Origin of the sequence: Sphingomonas lutea (assembly GCF_014396785.1) — a bacterium.
Classification (GTDB): domain Bacteria; phylum Pseudomonadota; class Alphaproteobacteria; order Sphingomonadales; family Sphingomonadaceae; genus Sphingomicrobium; species Sphingomicrobium luteum.
On sequence record NZ_CP060718.1, the window covers coordinates 1533404 to 1548483 of the forward strand.

Sequence of the window (15080 nt, forward strand, 5' to 3'; positions counted from 1 at the left end):
GGCGCCTTGCCGCTCGCACGAATGTTAGGCGGGGCGGAAGTTCTCTTCCGCCTCGTCGAGCACGTACAGGCGCCCCTCGGCGATCGAGAAATGCGCGCCATGCAGCGTGAGCCGCCCGTCGCGCTCGCGCTCTGCAACCCAAGGGAAGGTGCGCAGGTTTGCCAATGATGCGCGAACCGCGGCCCATTCCATTTCAAGCATCGCGTCGGGCCCAGGCTCCGGGAAGCGCGCCCGTACCGCTTCTCGTGCCTCGCGCAGCAGTTCGACCCATTCGGAAATGAAATAGCCGCCACCATGTGGTGCATCGTCGAATGCCCCGGTCAGCGCCGCCGCGCAGCCGCCGCACAGGCCGTGGCCCATGACCACGATCTCCTCGACCTCAAGCTGGGTCACCGCAAATTCCAGTGCGGCCGACACGCCGTGATAGCCTGGCGTCGTTTCGAACGGCGGTGCCAGCGCGGCGACATTGCGTACGACGAACATCTCGCCCGGCCGGGCATCGAAGATCGTCGCCGGCTCGACCCGGCTGTCGGAGCAGGCGATGACCATCACCTTTGGGCTCTGGCCCTCTGCCAATTCGGTCCAGCGCGCGCGCTCGGCAGGCCAGTCGGTTTCGCGAAAACGGCGGTAGCCGTCGATCAGGTCGGTGAATCGGGTCATGCCGCAGCGGCTAAACGCTGAAGGGCAGGGGTGGCAAGCCGTCCCTTCAATCGCTATCTGGCGCGCATGAACGCTCCCGCGTCAGTTCCCAGGCAGCGCAAGCCCGATTGGATCCGCGTCAAGGCGCCGGTCAGCGAAGGCTATCACAATACCCGCAAGCTGATGCGCTCGCTCGGCCTCGCCACCGTCTGCGAGGAAGCGGCCTGCCCGAACATCGGCGAATGCTGGACCAAGAAGCACGCCACGGTGATGATCCTGGGCGACACGTGCACGCGGGCCTGCGCTTTCTGCAACGTTAAAACGGGCATGCCCCGCGCCGTCGATCCGCTCGAGCCCGAGCATGTCGCGGTCGCCGCGGCCGAGCTTGGGCTGGAGCATATCGTCGTCACCTCGGTCGACCGCGATGACCTGCCCGACGGCGGTGCGTCACAGTTCGTCAAGGTGATCCAGGCGCTGCGCCGAAACACCCCGAACACGACGATCGAGATCCTGACGCCCGATTTCCGCAACAAGCATGAAGCGGCGGTGAGCGCGATCGTCGAGGCTGGGCCCGACGTCTACAACCACAATCTGGAAACGGTGCCGCGGCTGTACCCGACGATCCGCCCCGGGGCGCGTTACTATGCATCCTTGCGCCTGCTTGAGAGCGTCAAGCGCCAAGCCCCGCATATCTTTACCAAATCGGGCGTCATGGTCGGGCTGGGCGAACAACGGCTCGAAGTTCACCAGGTGATGGACGACATGCGCTCGGCCGGCGTCGATTTCCTGACCATGGGCCAGTACCTGCAGCCGACTCCGCGCCATGCCAAGGTCGAGGAGTTCGTTTCGCCGCAGGCGTTCGACGCCTATGCCGCGATCGCCCGCGCCAAGGGTTTCCTGCTCGTCGCGGCATCGCCGCTGACCCGCTCAAGCTATCACGCCGGCGACGATTTCAAGAAGATGCAGGCGAACCGGACGGCGCAGCTGGAGCGTATTCGCGCCTGATGCCTCGGCACAGCGAAACGAAGCATCTGCCCTATGCGCCCGAACAGATGTTCGACCTGGTAGCGGACGTCGCGCGCTACGATGAGTTCCTGCCCTGGGTCGTCGCGGTGCGCGTGCGCTCGTCGAGCGAGACGGAAACGGTCGCCGACCTGATCGTCGGCTTCAACGCCTTCAAGGAGCGGTTCACCAGCCGGGTGGTCAAGCAGCGGCCGTCACGCATCTGCGTCGATTATATCGAGGGTCCGCTCAAGTTCCTGCACAACGAATGGCGCTTTGAGCCGGCGGCCGAGGGCAACACCAACGTCCATTTCTCGGTCGATTTTGCCTTCAAATCGCGATTGTTCGAAAGTTTGGCCGGCGCAATGTTCGACCGGGCGCTGCGCAAGATGACCGGGGCGTTCGAGCAACGCGCCGCCGCGCTTTACGGCATCAATAGCTCGAGCGCGCAAAGCGCTGCCTGAAGCCGCACGCCCGACCGGGTCTGCTCATTGAAGAACTTCTGGTCGGCAACGATCTTGGCTGGGTCGGCATCGCGCTCGGCGCGGGCGAAGACCACGGTGCCGACCGGCTTCGACGCCGATCCGCCGCCCGGGCCGGCAATGCCGGTGATCGCGACGGCAACATCGGCCTCGGACGCGATCAGGGCACCGCGCGCCATCGCCCAGGCCGTGGCCACGCTGACCGCGCCGAAGGTCTCGACGACCTCGGAACTGACCTTGAGCTGGGTTGCCTTCGACGCGTCCGAATAGGTGACGTAGCCCGCTTCGAGCACTTCGGAGGAGCCCGGAATCTCGGTGATCGCGGCGCTGACCAGCCCGCCGGTGCAGCTTTCGGCGATCGCGACGCGACGCCCGGCAGCGCGGTTGGCGTCGACCACCTCGCGCGCCTTGTCGACCAGGATCTTGGGAAGGAGCATTTCGCTCATAGCGCCGGCCCCATGCGGATGCTGGCGATGGCCTGCGCAGCCATGCCCTCGCGCCGGCCGGTGAAACCCAGGCCTTCGGTGGTCGTCGCCTTCACGCTCACCTGATCGAGCGCGAGCCCGGCAATCTCTGCAATGCGGGCGCGGATTTGTGCGCGGTACGGCCCCACCTTCGGCTCCTCGGCAATGATCGTACAATCCACATGATCGACAATCGCTCCCTTAGCACGAAGCAGGGTAACGGCGTGCGCCAGGAAGCGGTCGGACGACGCGCCTTTCCATTGCGGGTCCGACGGCGGGAAATGTTCGCCGATATCGCCGAAGCCGCCAGCGCCGAGCAGCGCATCGGTGATCGCGTGGAGCGCAACGTCGGCGTCGCTGTGTCCGGCGAGCCCGCGACTATGGGGAACGGCAATCCCGCCGAGCATCACCGGGCCATCGCCCGCGAAGGCGTGGACGTCGAACCCCATGCCGATGCGCGGCACCAGCCGGCCGGCCAGCCATTGCTCGGCCCGCTGGAAATCGGCGTCCGTGGTGATCTTGTCGAGCGCGGGATCGCCCGCGACCGCGGCGACGCGCAGCCCCGCGGCGCGCGCGACGCTGCTTTCGTCGGTGGGGACGCCGCTGTGCCACGCAGCATAAGCGCGGCGTAGCGGATCAAGGCGAAAGGCCTGCGGTGTCTGCACCCGGACGACGGCGGTGCGGTCGAGGGGATCGCCCAGCTCACTCTCGGCGCGGGCAATGGTGTCGCTGACGGGCAGCACGGGCACCGCGCCGTCGCTGAACTCCAGCTGCGCGATCAGGCGGTCGATTACCGCGGCGGGACAGAAGGGCCGCGCCGCGTCATGCACCAATACGGCATCGGCTTCGATGGCCCGCAGGCCCGCCTGGACCGAGTCCGCACGCTCGACGCCACCAGTCACCGGGGCGGGAAGGTCGAGGCCGCGGAGCGCCGCGGCGGCGAGTTCGCCCTGGCCCTCGCCAATCACGACCTGCACTTGCCTTACACCGGGATGGCGTATCAGCGCCTCGGCTGCCCAGCGCAGGACGGGCTTGCCGCCGATCGGGCGATATTGCTTGGGCACGCCCCCGCCGAGGCGTTCGCCTCTGCCGGCGGCTACGATGAGTGCGGTAACGGTCATGCACGCTCCAGGTTCGAAGGCGCGGCTAACAGAGTCTGAAGACCCTCGCAAAGCGGATGCGACGTTGACTTCAACGGCTTTACAGAGCCTGATGTCGTGCCGGAGAGCATAAACAACGGGCAGGGGAGGGTGAAATGGCTGGATTAGAGGGCAATGCAAGCAACCTTGTCGTCAAGTTCGTAATCGTCGCCGCCTTGGGCGGGATCTTGGGAGCCATCATTGGACGTGCGGTTGGCGGCTTGCTCACTGGTGGTCTCCTCGGCGCTGTCGTTGGGGGGATTGTCGGCGGCATCGTAGGGTGGCTTGCTACCCGCTGACATGGGGACCTGAATGGCAGGCGCCTTGTCCGCCAGGGGCTGTTCAACTATCTGGCGCCGACCCATGACAGCGTTGAAGCCCATAAATATCGGCCCGGTCCGGATCGATGCGCCCGTGATTTTGGCGCCGATGACGGCCGTCACCGACTTGCCGTTCCGGCGGATCGTCAAGCGCTACGGTGCCGGCCTGACCGTGACCGAGATGATCGCCAGCCAGGCGATGGTCCGTGAAACGCGCCAGTCGCTGCAAAAGGCGATGTGGGATCCGGCCGAGGAGCCCGTATCGATGCAGCTCGCGGGGTGCGAGCCGCATGTGATGGCCGAAGCGGCAAAGCTCAACGAGCAGCGCGGCGCCGCGATCGTCGACATCAACATGGGCTGCCCGGTCAAGAAGGTCGTTAACGGCGATGCCGGGTCGGCGCTGATGCGCGACTTGCCGCTTGCTGCCGCGATCATCGAGGCGACGGTCAAGGCGGTGAAGGTCCCCGTGACGCTCAAGATGCGCATGGGCTGGGATCACAACAGTCTCAACGCGCCCGAGCTGGCGCGCATCGCCCAGGACCTGGGCATTCAGATGATCACCGTCCACGGCCGCACCCGCTGCCAGATGTACAAGGGTGAGGCGGACTGGCGCTTCATTCGCCAGGTCAAGGACGCGGTGACGATCCCGGTGATCGCCAACGGCGACATCTGCTCGGTTGCCGACGCCCGCGCCGCGCTCGACCAGTCGGGCGCCGACGGGGTGATGATCGGCCGGGGCGCCTATGGCCGGCCGTGGCTGCTCGGGCAGGTGATGAGCGACCTCGGCGGAGGCGGGGCCCGACCCGAGCCGAGCCTCGATGAACAGCTGGCCGCGATGCTTGAACAATATCAAGGCATGCTGGAGCTTTACGGTACGCACACCGGCGTCAATCTCGCCCGCAAGCATGTCGGTTGGTACACCAAGGGCCTCCCGGGCTCGGCCGAGCTTCGCAACAGCGTCAACCAGCAGGATGACCCGGCGGTGGTGATGGCGATGCTGCGCGATTTTTACGCGCCCTGGCTCGCCCAGTCGGCAGCCTGACGCCGCGCACGTCACACAAGTGTGTTGTTAATGCAACGCTCGTGCTAGGCGGGCGCCGATGGATGCGCGCACGGCCGAATCGCCGGTGAATTTGCAGCAGGAAAGCTGGCTCCGGCGTGAGCGGGCCAGCGGGCGCTTCTACGACCGATTGGCGGTCGTCATCGCCTTATTCCTGGTAGGTATGCTGTCGTACAGCGCCTGGCTGCTAAGCCGCAGTTCCAATCCTGGCACGATGCTGTCGCCCCCGTTGATCGCGCTGCTCCTGGTCGCAAATCTGCTGCCGGCGATTGCGCTGATGGTCCTGTTCTCGCGCCGGCTCGCGGTGCGCCGAGCCGAAGCCGGGGGGCTGGGGAGCGGCCGGCTTCACGTTCGCCTTGTCGGTCTCTTTTCGGTCATTGCCGCAGTGCCGACCGTGCTCGTGGCGATCTTCGCATCCTTGCTGTTCCAGAGCGGGCTCGAATTCTGGTTTTCCGATCGTGCGCGAGGAATGATCGAAAATACGGTCGAGGTTGCGCGCGATACCTTCACGCGGGAAGTCGAGCGTGTCGCCAACGAAACCGTGACGATGAGCGGTGATCTGGCGGGCTATCTGAAGCTGGTCACGATTGAAGACCCGCGCTTCATCGAGGGCTTTGGGCGGCAGGTGCTCAACCGGAACCTGTCGGAAGCGATCATCATCAACGTCGGGCCGGACAATGTCCCGCGCTCGCTGGCGCTGGTTAACCCGTACGACCGCCCGCTGGAACGGATCATCACCTCGGCCAAGATCGCGCAATTGGGAAATGCGCAGAGCGTCCCGGTCAATTCGTCCGACCGGGTCGGGTCGCTTACTCGGCTCGATTACGGTCCGAACACCTACCTTTATGCGGCCCGCGTGTTCGAGCCGCAGTTCCGGCAGCAGATTCAGCGGGCCGACGCCGTCATGCGGGATTACCAGGTCTTGCTGTCGCGGTCGCGCGCGAACCAGCTACGCTTCAACGCCGCCCTTCTGCTCGGCGCCCTTGTCATTGTCGGCTTGTCGATCCTGACCGCCCTCAAGCTTGCCGACCGACTTGTTCGGCCAGTGGGCGAATTGGTCGGCGCCGCGGGCCAGATCGAGCAGGGGGATTTCTCGGCCCGCGTCCGGGTGGCCGAGACCGAGGACGAAGTGCAGACCTTGTCCGAAGCCTTCAACCGGATGGCCGGACGTCTTGAAGAGCAGACCGGTGAACTGCGGACCGCAAACACGCAATTGGAGACTCGGCGCGCCTTCATCGAGGCGGTGTTGTCGAGCGTCACCGCCGGTGTGATCGCGATCGATACCGGCAACCGCGTACTCCTCTTGAACCGTTCGGCCGAAACGCTTCTCCAGCGCAGCCAGCAAGACGTCGAAGGGCACAATCTCGCGGGTGTCTCCGCCGACCTCGACGAATTCATGCGCGGCGATCAATCGGAGGCTAACGTTCTCATTGTCGCGGATGCCGGTCAGCGCACGCTGGCGGTGAAGCGTGTGCGCTACAAGGACGGCAGCGTCCTGACCTTCGACGACATCACCGACCAATTGTTCGATCAGCGCCGGGCCGCCTGGTCGGACATCGCGCGCCGCATTGCGCATGAAATCCGCAACCCGCTGACCCCGATCCAGCTCGCCGCGGAGCGCCTGCAGCGGCGCTTCGGACAGGAAATCCAGTCTGACAAGGAGACGTTCGAGCGGCTGACGGGCACGATCGTCCGCCAGGTCGGTGACCTTCGCCGAATGGTCGACGAATTTTCCAACTTCGCGCGCATGCCCAAGCCGGTCTTCCGCGCGGAGAATGTGCACGAGATCGCGCGCCAGGCGCTGTTCCTGCACGAGGTCGCGCACCCCGCGATCACCTTCACCCTGGATCCGCCCCAGGGCGAGTTCGAGATGGTGTGCGACCGCCGCCAGCTCGCGCAGGCTCTTACCAACGTCGTTAAGAATGCCGTCGAAGCCATTGAAGGGCGGCGCAATCGCGGCGAACACAGCATTGCCGGCGACCGCGTCGACCTCCGCTTGCGGGCGGAAGAGCGGCAGCTGGTGATCGACTTGCTCGACACCGGTATTGGCCTTCCCGAAGACCGCGAACGGCTGACCGAACCCTATATGACGACGCGCGTGCGCGGCACCGGCCTTGGCCTCGCCATCGTCAAGAAGATCGTCGAGGAGCATATGGGCGAGATCGCCTTCCTCGACCGGCCGGGCGGGGGCACGCATGTACGCATCGCTTTCGATACCGAGCGCCTGGCCGCGCTGGCGACGGCCGAAGCCGGCGATTCAACCGACAATGACCGCAATCCCGAGGATGGTAACTGATGGCGCTTGAAGTGCTCGTAGTCGACGACGAAGCCGACATCCGCGAACTGGTGAGCGGTGTGCTGGAGGACGAAGGCTATTCCGTGCGCACGGCCGCCGACAGCACCTCCACGCTTGACGCGGTCGAGGATCGCCGTCCGTCGATGGTGCTGCTCGACGTATGGCTGCAGGGATCGCGGCTCGACGGGCTGCAATTGCTGCAGGAAATCAAGCGCCGCGACCCAACCATCCCGGTGCTGATGATCTCCGGCCACGGCAATCTCGACACCGCCGTCGCCGCGGTGCGCGAGGGCGCGGTCGACTTCATCGAAAAGCCGTTTGAGGCGGAGCGGCTTCTGTACCTCGTCGGTCGCGCGACCGAGACCGACCGGCTGCGGCGCGAAAATGCCGACTTGAAGCAGCAGGTCGGGCAGGAGGACCAGCTCCAGGGCAGCTCGGTCGCGGTCAACACCGTGCGCGCGACGCTCAAGCGCGTGGCGCCGACCGGCAGCCGCGTACTGATCTCGGGCCCGCCCGGCGTCGGCAAGGAGATTGCGGCGCGCATGATCCACCAATGGAGCCCGCGCGCCGACGCGCCCTTCATCGTGCTGTCGGCGGCGATGATGAGCCCCGATCGCGTCGAGGAAGAATTGTTCGGCAGTGAAACCGACGGCGTGATGCGGCCGGGCCTGCTCGAACATGCGCATGGCGGTACCCTGTTCCTCGACGAGATCGCCGACATGCCGCTGACCACGCAGGGCAAGATCCTGCGCGTGCTCACCGACCAAAGCTACCATCGCGTCGGCGGCCAGCGCCCGGTCAAGGTCGACGTGCGCGTCCTTTCGGCGACGTCGCGGCATTTGCAGGATGAGATTGCCGCGGGGCGCTTCCGCGAGGACCTGTTCTACCGCCTCAACGTCGTGCCGGTGCGCCTGCCGCCGCTGCGCGAGCGGCGCGAGGACATTCCCGAATTGGTCAACCATTTCCTCGCGCGCTTCGCTGCCGAGCGGCGGACCGCCGCGCCGTCGATCTCCGAAGAGGCGATGGCCGCGCTCCAGGCGCACGAATGGCCCGGCAACGTTCGTCAGCTGCGCAACATCATCGAGCGCACGATCATCCTCGCCCCCGGCGACCGCGTGTCGTGCATCGAAGTCGACCTGTTGCCGCCCGAGATCATCGAGAACCAGGGGGCGATCGGCGCATCGACCGCGACCATGGCGATCATGGGCAGCCCGCTGCGCGAAGCGCGGGAGTCGTTTGAACGCGAATATCTGAAAATTCAGATCCGCCGCTTTTCAGGCAACATCTCCCGTACCGCGTCGTTCATCGGGATGGAGCGGTCGGCCCTTCATCGTAAGCTCAAAGCGCTCGGCATCGGCGACAAGCGGGAAGGGGAAGAGTAGGAGTACACGCATGGCCCCGCGCGCGCTGAGCTTGCAGGATCACTTCCTCAACAGCATCCGCCGCGCCAAGCTGCCGGTCACCATCTTCCTCGTCAAAGGCGTCAAGCTTCAGGGCGTGGTGACGTGGTTCGACTCCTTCTCGCTGCTGCTGCGCCGCGATGGCGCATCGCAGCTCGTCTACAAGCATTCGATCTCGACCATCATGCCGGGCGAGCCGCCGCCCGACTTCGTCGCCAGCCTGCCGAAGGGCGAGCATGGGCAGGGCGGGCGCGCGGCGCTGCAGGACCTGTTCCTGGCCGCCGCCACGCGCGACAGGGAGCGCATGACCCTGTTCCTCATCAACGGCGTGATGCTCCAGGGCAATATCAGCGCGTTCGATCAATTTTCGCTGATGCTCGAGCGCGGCGGGCAGGTGCAACTGGTGTACAAGCACGCCATATCGACGCTGCAGCCGGCCAATCCGCTCAAGCTCGACGGTGGCCACGACCTTGCGGAGAACGACGCTGAATAATTTCGACGGCAATGGCGCGATCGAGGTCGCGCGCGGCGAGCGCGCCATCCTGGTCGTTCCCGAGCTCCCGCGCGACGGTGCGCGGCGGTCGGTCGATGCGCGTCTCGACGAAGCCGCTGGCCTGGCCGAGGCGATCGGGATCGCGGTCGTCGGGTCGCGCGCCTTCCGCGTGCGCACAGTCCGCCCCGCCAGCCTGCTCGGCAAGGGCCAGGTCGAGGAGGTCGCCGACCTTGCGCGCGAGAAGGACGCGAAGCTGCTCATCGTCGATGCCGCCCTGACGCCAGTGCAGCAGAAGACGCTGGAGGACGAGGCCAAGACCAAGGTGATCGACCGTACCGGCCTGATCCTCGAAATTTTCGGCGAGCGCGCGGCGACGGCCGAGGGGCGGCTGCAGGTTGAACTCGCGCATCTCGACTATCAGGCCGGGCGCCTGGTGCGCAGCTGGACCCACCTCGAGCGGCAGCGCGGCGGCTTCGGCTTCCTCGGCGGCCCCGGCGAGACCCAGATCGAGGCCGACCGCCGCATGATCCGCGACCGAATGGCGCGCATCCGGCGGGAGCTCGACCAGGTCAAGCGCACGCGCTCGCTGCACCGTGATCGGCGCCAACGCGCGCCCTGGCCGGTGATTGCGCTCGTCGGTTACACCAACGCCGGAAAGTCGACGCTTTTCAACCGCTTGACGGGCGAAGATGTGTTCGCGCAAGACCTACTGTTCGCGACGCTCGACCCCACAATGCGGGACATTCGCCTGCCCGGGTTCGACAAGGTCATCCTGTCCGACACCGTCGGCTTCGTGTCCGATTTGCCGACCGAATTGATCGCGGCATTCCGCGCGACGCTGGAGGAGGTCCGTTCGGCCGATCTCCTCGTTCACGTGCGCGACGTCGCGCATCCCGACAGCGAGGCGCAGCGCGACGATGTTGCCGACGTGCTCGCCTCGCTCGACCTGGCGGAGGAGGGGGCCCCGCCGCGGATCGAGGCATGGAACAAGATCGACTTGCTGACCGGCGACGAGCGCGAACGCGTTTTGGGCGAGGCGCAGCGCCGCGACGACGTGGTGCCCATTTCGGCCATCACTGGCGACGGGCTGGACGAATTGCGTCAGGCGATGGCGGTGCGGCTGCGGAGCGGGGAGGAAGTCCATCAGATCCGGCTCGCGGCGGGCGACGGCGGGAAGATCGCCTGGCTCCATTCGCGCGGCAAAGTGCTCGACCAGCGCATGGACGAGGACCAGGTCGAACTGTCGGTGCGCTTGTCACCCGACAATTGGGCGCGCTTTCAGGCGCTCGAATCCGCTTGATCGGCCTTGGCGCGGACCCACAGCGCCTCTTTCTCCTCCAGGCTCAAGTTCGCAAAGCCGGGCTCGCCCTCAATCGCGCGGAAGCGACGTTCGAACTTCGCATTGGCTTCACGCAGCGCAGCTTCGGCGTCGATATTGAGATGCCGTGCGAGGTTTACGACCGCGAACAGCAGGTCGCCAAGCTCCTCTAATTTACGCTGATGGTCGGTCTCGCCATCGAGTTCGGCAAGTTCCTCGTCGACCTTGGCGCGCGGGCCAGCGACATCGGGCCAGTCGAAACCGACGCGGGCCGCGCGGCGCTGCAGCTTGGCCGCACGCTCCAGCGCCGGAAGAGCCAATGCAACGCCGGCCAATGCGCTGGAATCTGGTGATTTCTTACGCTCTGCTGCCTTCAGTTCCTCCCAACCGGGACTGTGCTCCGCATCACCGAAGATGTGCGGGTGGCGGCGCTCGAGCTTGTCGCAAATCCCGTCGAGCACGTCGTCGAGCCGGAAATGTCCAGCTTCCTCGGCCATTTGCGCATGGAACACGACCTGGAGTTGGAGATCGCCAAGCTCGTCGGCAAGCGCGTCCATGTCGTCGCGCGCGATCGCGTCGGCAACCTCATAGGCTTCCTCGATCGTGTAGGGCGCGATCGTCGCGAAATTCTGCGCACGATCCCATTCGCAGCCGCGCTCCGGATCGCGCAGCCGCCGCATGATCGCAACGAGCCGCTCAAGCGACATGAAGGGGCCCCTGCGCCGCTTGATGCTCAAGTATGATAATATGCATTATGTAAATACCAAGGCGCATCACGCGGTGAGAACCAGATGGTTGCCCTCGACCCGCCAGCTGCTCAGCGACGTCAGGAAGTTCATGCCAAGCACGTTCGTCCGGTCGCCCGGATTGACGAAGATGGTCATGCCCTCGCGTCGGATCGGCCCAAGCTCGAAGTTGTCCGCGCGTGATCGCGCCATGTCGACCGTGCCATTGGCGGTCTGCACCGGCGCGCGCAGGCCGGACGCAACGCCCGCGGCGCGTGCCGTCTCGCCCCCGATCGTGGTGATCGATGCACCGCTGTCGACTAGCAAGCGCACCGGCTGCCCATTGATTCGCGCATCGACCCAAAAATGGCCGTCCTCGCTGATCGGAATGCGCAGCGTCTCGCCCGCCGCGATCGGTTCGCCGGTCAATTCGGCGCGGACTTGCTGTCCAAAGGCGGAAAAGTTCGATCGGAAGGCGAACAGGATGAACACGCCCGCGAATAGGGCGACCCAGATCATTGCCATCCGGAGCGCCTTGCCGAGCGGCAATTGGCTGCCGATCAGCGATCCCAGCAGAAGCACGATCAGCAGGACGAGATAGACGGTGTTGGCGCCGTCGAAGCTGTTCACAGCGCGATCTCCAGACCGTCATAGGCCGGCTCGGCCCAATCCGGCAGTTCCGCGACGAGCTTTCCATAGTCGAGGCCGTTGCCCATGTGCGTCAGATATAGGTGCCCCACTTGCAGCTCGCGAGCCCAGCCGAGAACGCCGTCGAGATGCGCATGAGTCGGATGCGGTTGGCGCGTCAGGCAATCGCTGATCATCACGTCCGCGCCCTCATAAAGCGCGCGCATGTCGTCGGTCATGTCGCTGTAATCGATCGCATAAACCAGCGAGTGCCCCTGGTCCTCGAAGCGCAGGCCGATGGACGTCGTGGTGCCGTGCGGCTGATCGACCGTTCTCACCTGCGCCCATGTTTCGCCCATCACTTCGGGCTGGACGATCGGGCGATAGAAGTCGCTCTGCTCGAACGCATAGGCGAAGCGGTGTGCAAGGCTGTCGAGCGTCTTCCGGCGGCCGAGTAACGGCACCGGGCCGCCGATCGCCTGCGAGACCGCGCGTAGCTCATCGATCCCATGCACATGATCGCCATGGTCGTGGGTGACGATCACCGCCGATAGTCGGTCGACATCGGCATCGAGCAATTGCTGACGAAGGTCGGGCCCGCAATCGACTAGGATCCGCTCCTCTCCGCTTTCGACCAGGATCGAGCTGCGCAGCCGCCGATTGCGCGGCTCGGCCGGGTCGCACTGGCCCCAGTGACCGCCGATCTTGGGCACCCCGGTCGACGTCCCGCAGCCGAGGACCCGGACCTTCACGCGGCTTTCGGAAAGAGTCTGAAGAAGTTGGCGGTCGTCGTTGCCGCAAGCTGCTCGGGCGTTTCCCCGCGCAGGTTGGCGACGAAGGCGGCGGTGTCGGCGACGAACGCCGGCTCGCACTTTTGCCCGCGATGCGGAACGGGCGCGAGGAACGGCGCGTCGGTCTCGACCAGCATCTGGTCCGCCGGAAGCCATTTGGCGGTGTCCTGCAGGTCCGCGGCATTCTTGAACGTCACGATCCCCGACAGGGACACGTAAAAGCCAAGGTCGAGCCCCTTGCGCGCCAGATCGGCCGAACCGGTGAAGCAATGGAGAACGCCGGTTACGCCCCCTTCCCTGACCGCGGCGGACAGGATTTCGGCGGTGTCATCCTCGGCATCGCGGGTGTGGATGACGAGCGGCAGGCCGGTGCGCCGCGCGGCGTCAATATGCGCTTCGAACCGCTCACGCTGCGCGGCACGGTCGGACTTGTCGTAATAATAATCGAGCCCGCATTCGCCGATGGCAATCACGCGCGGGTGATCGGCGGCCTCTGCCAATGCGCCTGCGCCCAAATCCGGGTGCGCATCGGCCTCATGTGGGTGGACGCCGACGCTCGCCCACACGTCGTCATGCCGTTCGGCCACGGCGATGACGTCATTCCATTCGCGCTGCCGCGTCGAGATATTGAGGAAACCGCCGATTCCACGGGCGCGCGCCGCATCGAGCACCTCGTCCTGGCGCTCGGCGAGCCCCTCGTAATTGAGGTGGCAGTGGCTATCGATCAGAGTCACGCGGCGGCGTCCTCGGGTTCAAGCTCGAGCCGAGGAAACAGCGGCGTCGGCGCAGCGATCGGTGCCCCGCCCGCGCCCGCGTCGATTGCCTGCATCAGCTTTTCCACCGAAGCGGGAATAACCGGCGCAATTGCCTCGGCCAGCTGACGCACCGCGACCACCAGCGTGCCGAGCACCGCGGCCATTCGCGCCGGATCGGTCTTGCGCAGTGCCCACGGTGCCATCGCGTCGACATATTGGTTGCAGGCGAACACCGCGCGCATCCACGCCTCGATGCCCACCGAAAAGGCGAAGCGCTCGAACGCCTCGGGCACTTCGACACCGGTGGCCTGGGCAACCAAGGCGAGCAATTCCTTGTCCTCCGGCGCTTCGCCTGCATCCGGAAGAACGCCGTCTAAATTCTTGAAGATCATCGATAAAGTGCGCTGTGCCAGATTGCCGAAGCTGTTTGCCAGCTCGGCGTTCACGCGGTTGACGATCGCTTCGTTGCTGTAGCTGCCGTCCTGCCCGAACGGCACTTCGCGCAGCAGGAAATAGCGCAAGGCGTCGGCGCCATAGCGCGCGGCCAGCTCCATCGGATCGACGACATTGCCGAGCGACTTGGACATCTTCTCCCCGCCGCGCGCGAGCAGGAAACCATGCGCGAAGATCTGGCGCGGGATCGGCAAGCCGGCCGACATCAGGAACGCCGGCCAATAGACCGCGTGGAAGCGGACGATGTCCTTGCCGATCAAATGGACGTTCGCGGGCCAGAAGCGTGCCCACTCCCCGCCCGGTCGGGAAAGCCGACGCCGGTCATGTAGGTCGTCAGCGCATCGACCCACACGTACATCACATGGTCGGGCGATCCCGGCACCGGCACGCCCCAGTCGAAGCTGGTACGCGACACGCTGAGATCCTTGAGCCCGCCTTCGACGAAGCGCATCACCTCGTTGCGGCGGCTTTCGGGGCGGATGAAGTCGGGCTGCTCTGCATAGAGGGCGAGCAGGCGGTCCTGATATCTGGACAAGCGGAAGAACCAGGTTTCCTCCGCCGTCCACTCGACCGGAGTTCCCTGCGGAGAGACTTTCGCGCCCCCTCGCCCGCAATCAGCTCGCTTTCGTCGTAAAAGGCCTCGTCGCGCACCGAATACCAGCCCTCGTAGCGGTCGAGATAAAGGTCGCCCGCCGCCTCCATCGCCTTCCAGATGGCGATGCTCGCCTCATGGTGGCGCGGCTCGGACGTGCGCACAAAGCTATCGAACGAAATATTCAAGACCGCGCACATCTCACGGAAATATCCAGACATTTCGTCGGCAAACTCGAGCGTATCGCGGTCGTTGGCGCGCGCCGTCTGGACCATCTTCAGCCCATGTTCGTCGGTTCCGGTGACCAGCCGCACGTCGCGTCCGCGCGCGCGCTGGAACCGCGCGATCGCATCCGCGGCAATCCCTTCATAGGCGTGGCCGATATGCGGCCGCCCGTTGGGGTAATTGATCGCGGTGGTGATGAGGTAGGGCTCGGACATGCCTGCCGCCCCTAGCCGCGCCCGCCTAGCGCATCAACGTTCGCCGGCCACATCCGCAAGGATGCCGCCCAGCTGGAACACCGT

Annotated in this window: 15 protein-coding genes and 1 pseudogene; 7 read left to right on the forward strand and 9 right to left on the reverse strand. The window is 65.6% G+C overall.

Annotated features, from left to right (window positions below; genetic code table 11):
- Window positions 1-24: 24 nt before the first annotated feature.
- The gene (locus tag H9L13_RS07940; RefSeq protein ID WP_187537225.1) at window positions 25-660 is read right to left on the reverse strand and encodes a carbonic anhydrase; all 636 of its coding nucleotides are present in this window, start codon (window positions 658-660) and stop codon (window positions 25-27) included.
- Window positions 661-726: 66 nt separating this feature from the next.
- Between H9L13_RS07940 and lipA the strand changes: the two genes are divergently transcribed.
- Window positions 727-1644 carry a lipoyl synthase gene (gene lipA / locus H9L13_RS07945; protein WP_187540248.1) on the forward strand — a complete coding sequence of 306 codons (918 nt, stop codon included), beginning with the start codon at window positions 727-729 and terminating at the stop codon, window positions 1642-1644.
- Window positions 1644-2105, forward strand: coding sequence for a type II toxin-antitoxin system RatA family toxin (locus tag H9L13_RS07950; RefSeq protein WP_187537226.1), 462 nt, complete (start codon window positions 1644-1646; stop codon window positions 2103-2105). Before lipA ends, H9L13_RS07950 begins: the two co-directional genes overlap by 1 nt.
- Here H9L13_RS07950 and H9L13_RS07955 read toward each other — a convergent pair.
- The 3 genes from H9L13_RS07955 to H9L13_RS07965 all read right to left on the reverse strand — a co-directional run bounded on the left by H9L13_RS07955 (window position 2066) and on the right by H9L13_RS07965 (window position 4169).
- On the reverse strand, window positions 2066-2569 hold the full coding sequence (locus H9L13_RS07955; RefSeq protein WP_187537227.1) for a CinA family protein: 504 nt from the start codon (window positions 2567-2569) through the stop codon (window positions 2066-2068). The two genes, H9L13_RS07950 and H9L13_RS07955, sit on opposite strands and share 40 nt — an antisense overlap.
- Window positions 2566-3708 carry a bifunctional 2-C-methyl-D-erythritol 4-phosphate cytidylyltransferase/2-C-methyl-D-erythritol 2,4-cyclodiphosphate synthase gene (locus H9L13_RS07960; RefSeq protein ID WP_187537228.1) on the reverse strand — a complete coding sequence of 381 codons (1143 nt, stop codon included), beginning with the start codon at window positions 3706-3708 and terminating at the stop codon, window positions 2566-2568. Before H9L13_RS07960 ends, H9L13_RS07955 begins: the two co-directional genes overlap by 4 nt.
- 143 nt (window positions 3709-3851) lie before the next feature.
- The gene (locus H9L13_RS07965) at window positions 3852-4169 is read right to left on the reverse strand and encodes a hypothetical protein (protein WP_187540444.1); all 318 of its coding nucleotides are present in this window, start codon (window positions 4167-4169) and stop codon (window positions 3852-3854) included.
- Here H9L13_RS07965 and dusB point away from each other — a divergent pair.
- Genes dusB through hflX form a run of 5 tightly spaced genes read left to right on the forward strand, consistent with a single transcriptional unit; the run spans window position 4090 to window position 10595 of the window.
- Window positions 4090-5088 carry a tRNA dihydrouridine synthase DusB gene (dusB, locus tag H9L13_RS07970; protein WP_187537229.1) on the forward strand — a complete coding sequence of 333 codons (999 nt, stop codon included), beginning with the start codon at window positions 4090-4092 and terminating at the stop codon, window positions 5086-5088. The genes H9L13_RS07965 and dusB overlap by 80 nt on opposite strands.
- Window positions 5089-5146: 58 nt before the next feature.
- Window positions 5147-7402 carry a sensor histidine kinase gene (locus tag H9L13_RS07975; protein ID WP_187537230.1) on the forward strand — a complete coding sequence of 752 codons (2256 nt, stop codon included), beginning with the start codon at window positions 5147-5149 and terminating at the stop codon, window positions 7400-7402.
- Complete coding sequence (gene ntrX, locus H9L13_RS07980; RefSeq protein WP_187537231.1) at window positions 7402-8784, forward strand: nitrogen assimilation response regulator NtrX; 1383 nt, start codon at window positions 7402-7404, stop codon at window positions 8782-8784. The genes H9L13_RS07975 and ntrX overlap by 1 nt, the downstream gene beginning before the upstream one ends.
- Before the next feature lie 10 nt (window positions 8785-8794).
- Entirely contained in the window at window positions 8795-9295 is a 501-nt protein-coding gene (gene hfq, locus H9L13_RS07985; protein WP_187537232.1) for an RNA chaperone Hfq, read from the forward strand.
- Window positions 9261-10595, forward strand: coding sequence for a GTPase HflX (gene hflX, locus H9L13_RS07990; protein WP_425326484.1), 1335 nt, complete (start codon window positions 9261-9263; stop codon window positions 10593-10595). The genes hfq and hflX overlap by 35 nt, the downstream gene beginning before the upstream one ends.
- Here hflX and mazG read toward each other — a convergent pair.
- The 5 genes and pseudogenes from mazG to metG form a co-directional block, all read right to left on the reverse strand.
- Window positions 10574-11320: a nucleoside triphosphate pyrophosphohydrolase gene (gene mazG / locus H9L13_RS07995; protein WP_187537233.1), complete on the reverse strand. Its 747-nt coding sequence runs from the start codon at window positions 11318-11320 to the stop codon at window positions 10574-10576. The genes hflX and mazG overlap by 22 nt on opposite strands.
- 66 nt (window positions 11321-11386) lie before the next feature.
- On the reverse strand, window positions 11387-11968 hold the full coding sequence (locus tag H9L13_RS08000) for a retropepsin-like aspartic protease family protein (protein WP_187537234.1): 582 nt from the start codon (window positions 11966-11968) through the stop codon (window positions 11387-11389).
- Window positions 11965-12717, reverse strand: coding sequence for an MBL fold metallo-hydrolase (locus H9L13_RS08005; RefSeq protein ID WP_187537235.1), 753 nt, complete (start codon window positions 12715-12717; stop codon window positions 11965-11967). Before H9L13_RS08005 ends, H9L13_RS08000 begins: the two co-directional genes overlap by 4 nt.
- Window positions 12714-13490, reverse strand: a complete 777-nt coding sequence (locus H9L13_RS08010; RefSeq protein WP_187537236.1) for a TatD family hydrolase — start codon at window positions 13488-13490, stop codon at window positions 12714-12716. Before H9L13_RS08010 ends, H9L13_RS08005 begins: the two co-directional genes overlap by 4 nt.
- Window positions 13487-14996, reverse strand: a pseudogene (gene metG / locus H9L13_RS08015) (methionine--tRNA ligase). Before metG ends, H9L13_RS08010 begins: the two are co-directional and overlap by 4 nt.
- Window positions 14997-15080 lie beyond the last annotated feature (84 nt).

What these genes read in the sequence shown, in the direction of transcription:
- H9L13_RS07940 (WP_187537225.1), bottom strand. Translation starts at nt 660, where the DNA reads ATGACCCGATTCACCGACCTGATCGACGGCTACCGCCGTTTTCGCGAA.
- lipA (WP_187540248.1), top strand. Translation starts at nt 727, where the DNA reads ATGAACGCTCCCGCGTCAGTTCCCAGGCAGCGCAAGCCCGATTGGATC.
- H9L13_RS07950 (WP_187537226.1), top strand. Translation starts at nt 1,644, where the DNA reads ATGCCTCGGCACAGCGAAACGAAGCATCTGCCCTATGCGCCCGAACAG.
- H9L13_RS07955 (WP_187537227.1), bottom strand. Translation starts at nt 2,569, where the DNA reads ATGAGCGAAATGCTCCTTCCCAAGATCCTGGTCGACAAGGCGCGCGAG.
- H9L13_RS07960 (WP_187537228.1), bottom strand. Translation starts at nt 3,708, where the DNA reads ATGACCGTTACCGCACTCATCGTAGCCGCCGGCAGAGGCGAACGCCTC.
- dusB (WP_187537229.1), top strand. Translation starts at nt 4,090, where the DNA reads ATGACAGCGTTGAAGCCCATAAATATCGGCCCGGTCCGGATCGATGCG.
- H9L13_RS07975 (WP_187537230.1), top strand. Translation starts at nt 5,147, where the DNA reads ATGGATGCGCGCACGGCCGAATCGCCGGTGAATTTGCAGCAGGAAAGC.
- ntrX (WP_187537231.1), top strand. Translation starts at nt 7,402, where the DNA reads ATGGCGCTTGAAGTGCTCGTAGTCGACGACGAAGCCGACATCCGCGAA.
- hfq (WP_187537232.1), top strand. Translation starts at nt 8,795, where the DNA reads ATGGCCCCGCGCGCGCTGAGCTTGCAGGATCACTTCCTCAACAGCATC.
- mazG (WP_187537233.1), bottom strand. Translation starts at nt 11,320, where the DNA reads ATGTCGCTTGAGCGGCTCGTTGCGATCATGCGGCGGCTGCGCGATCCG.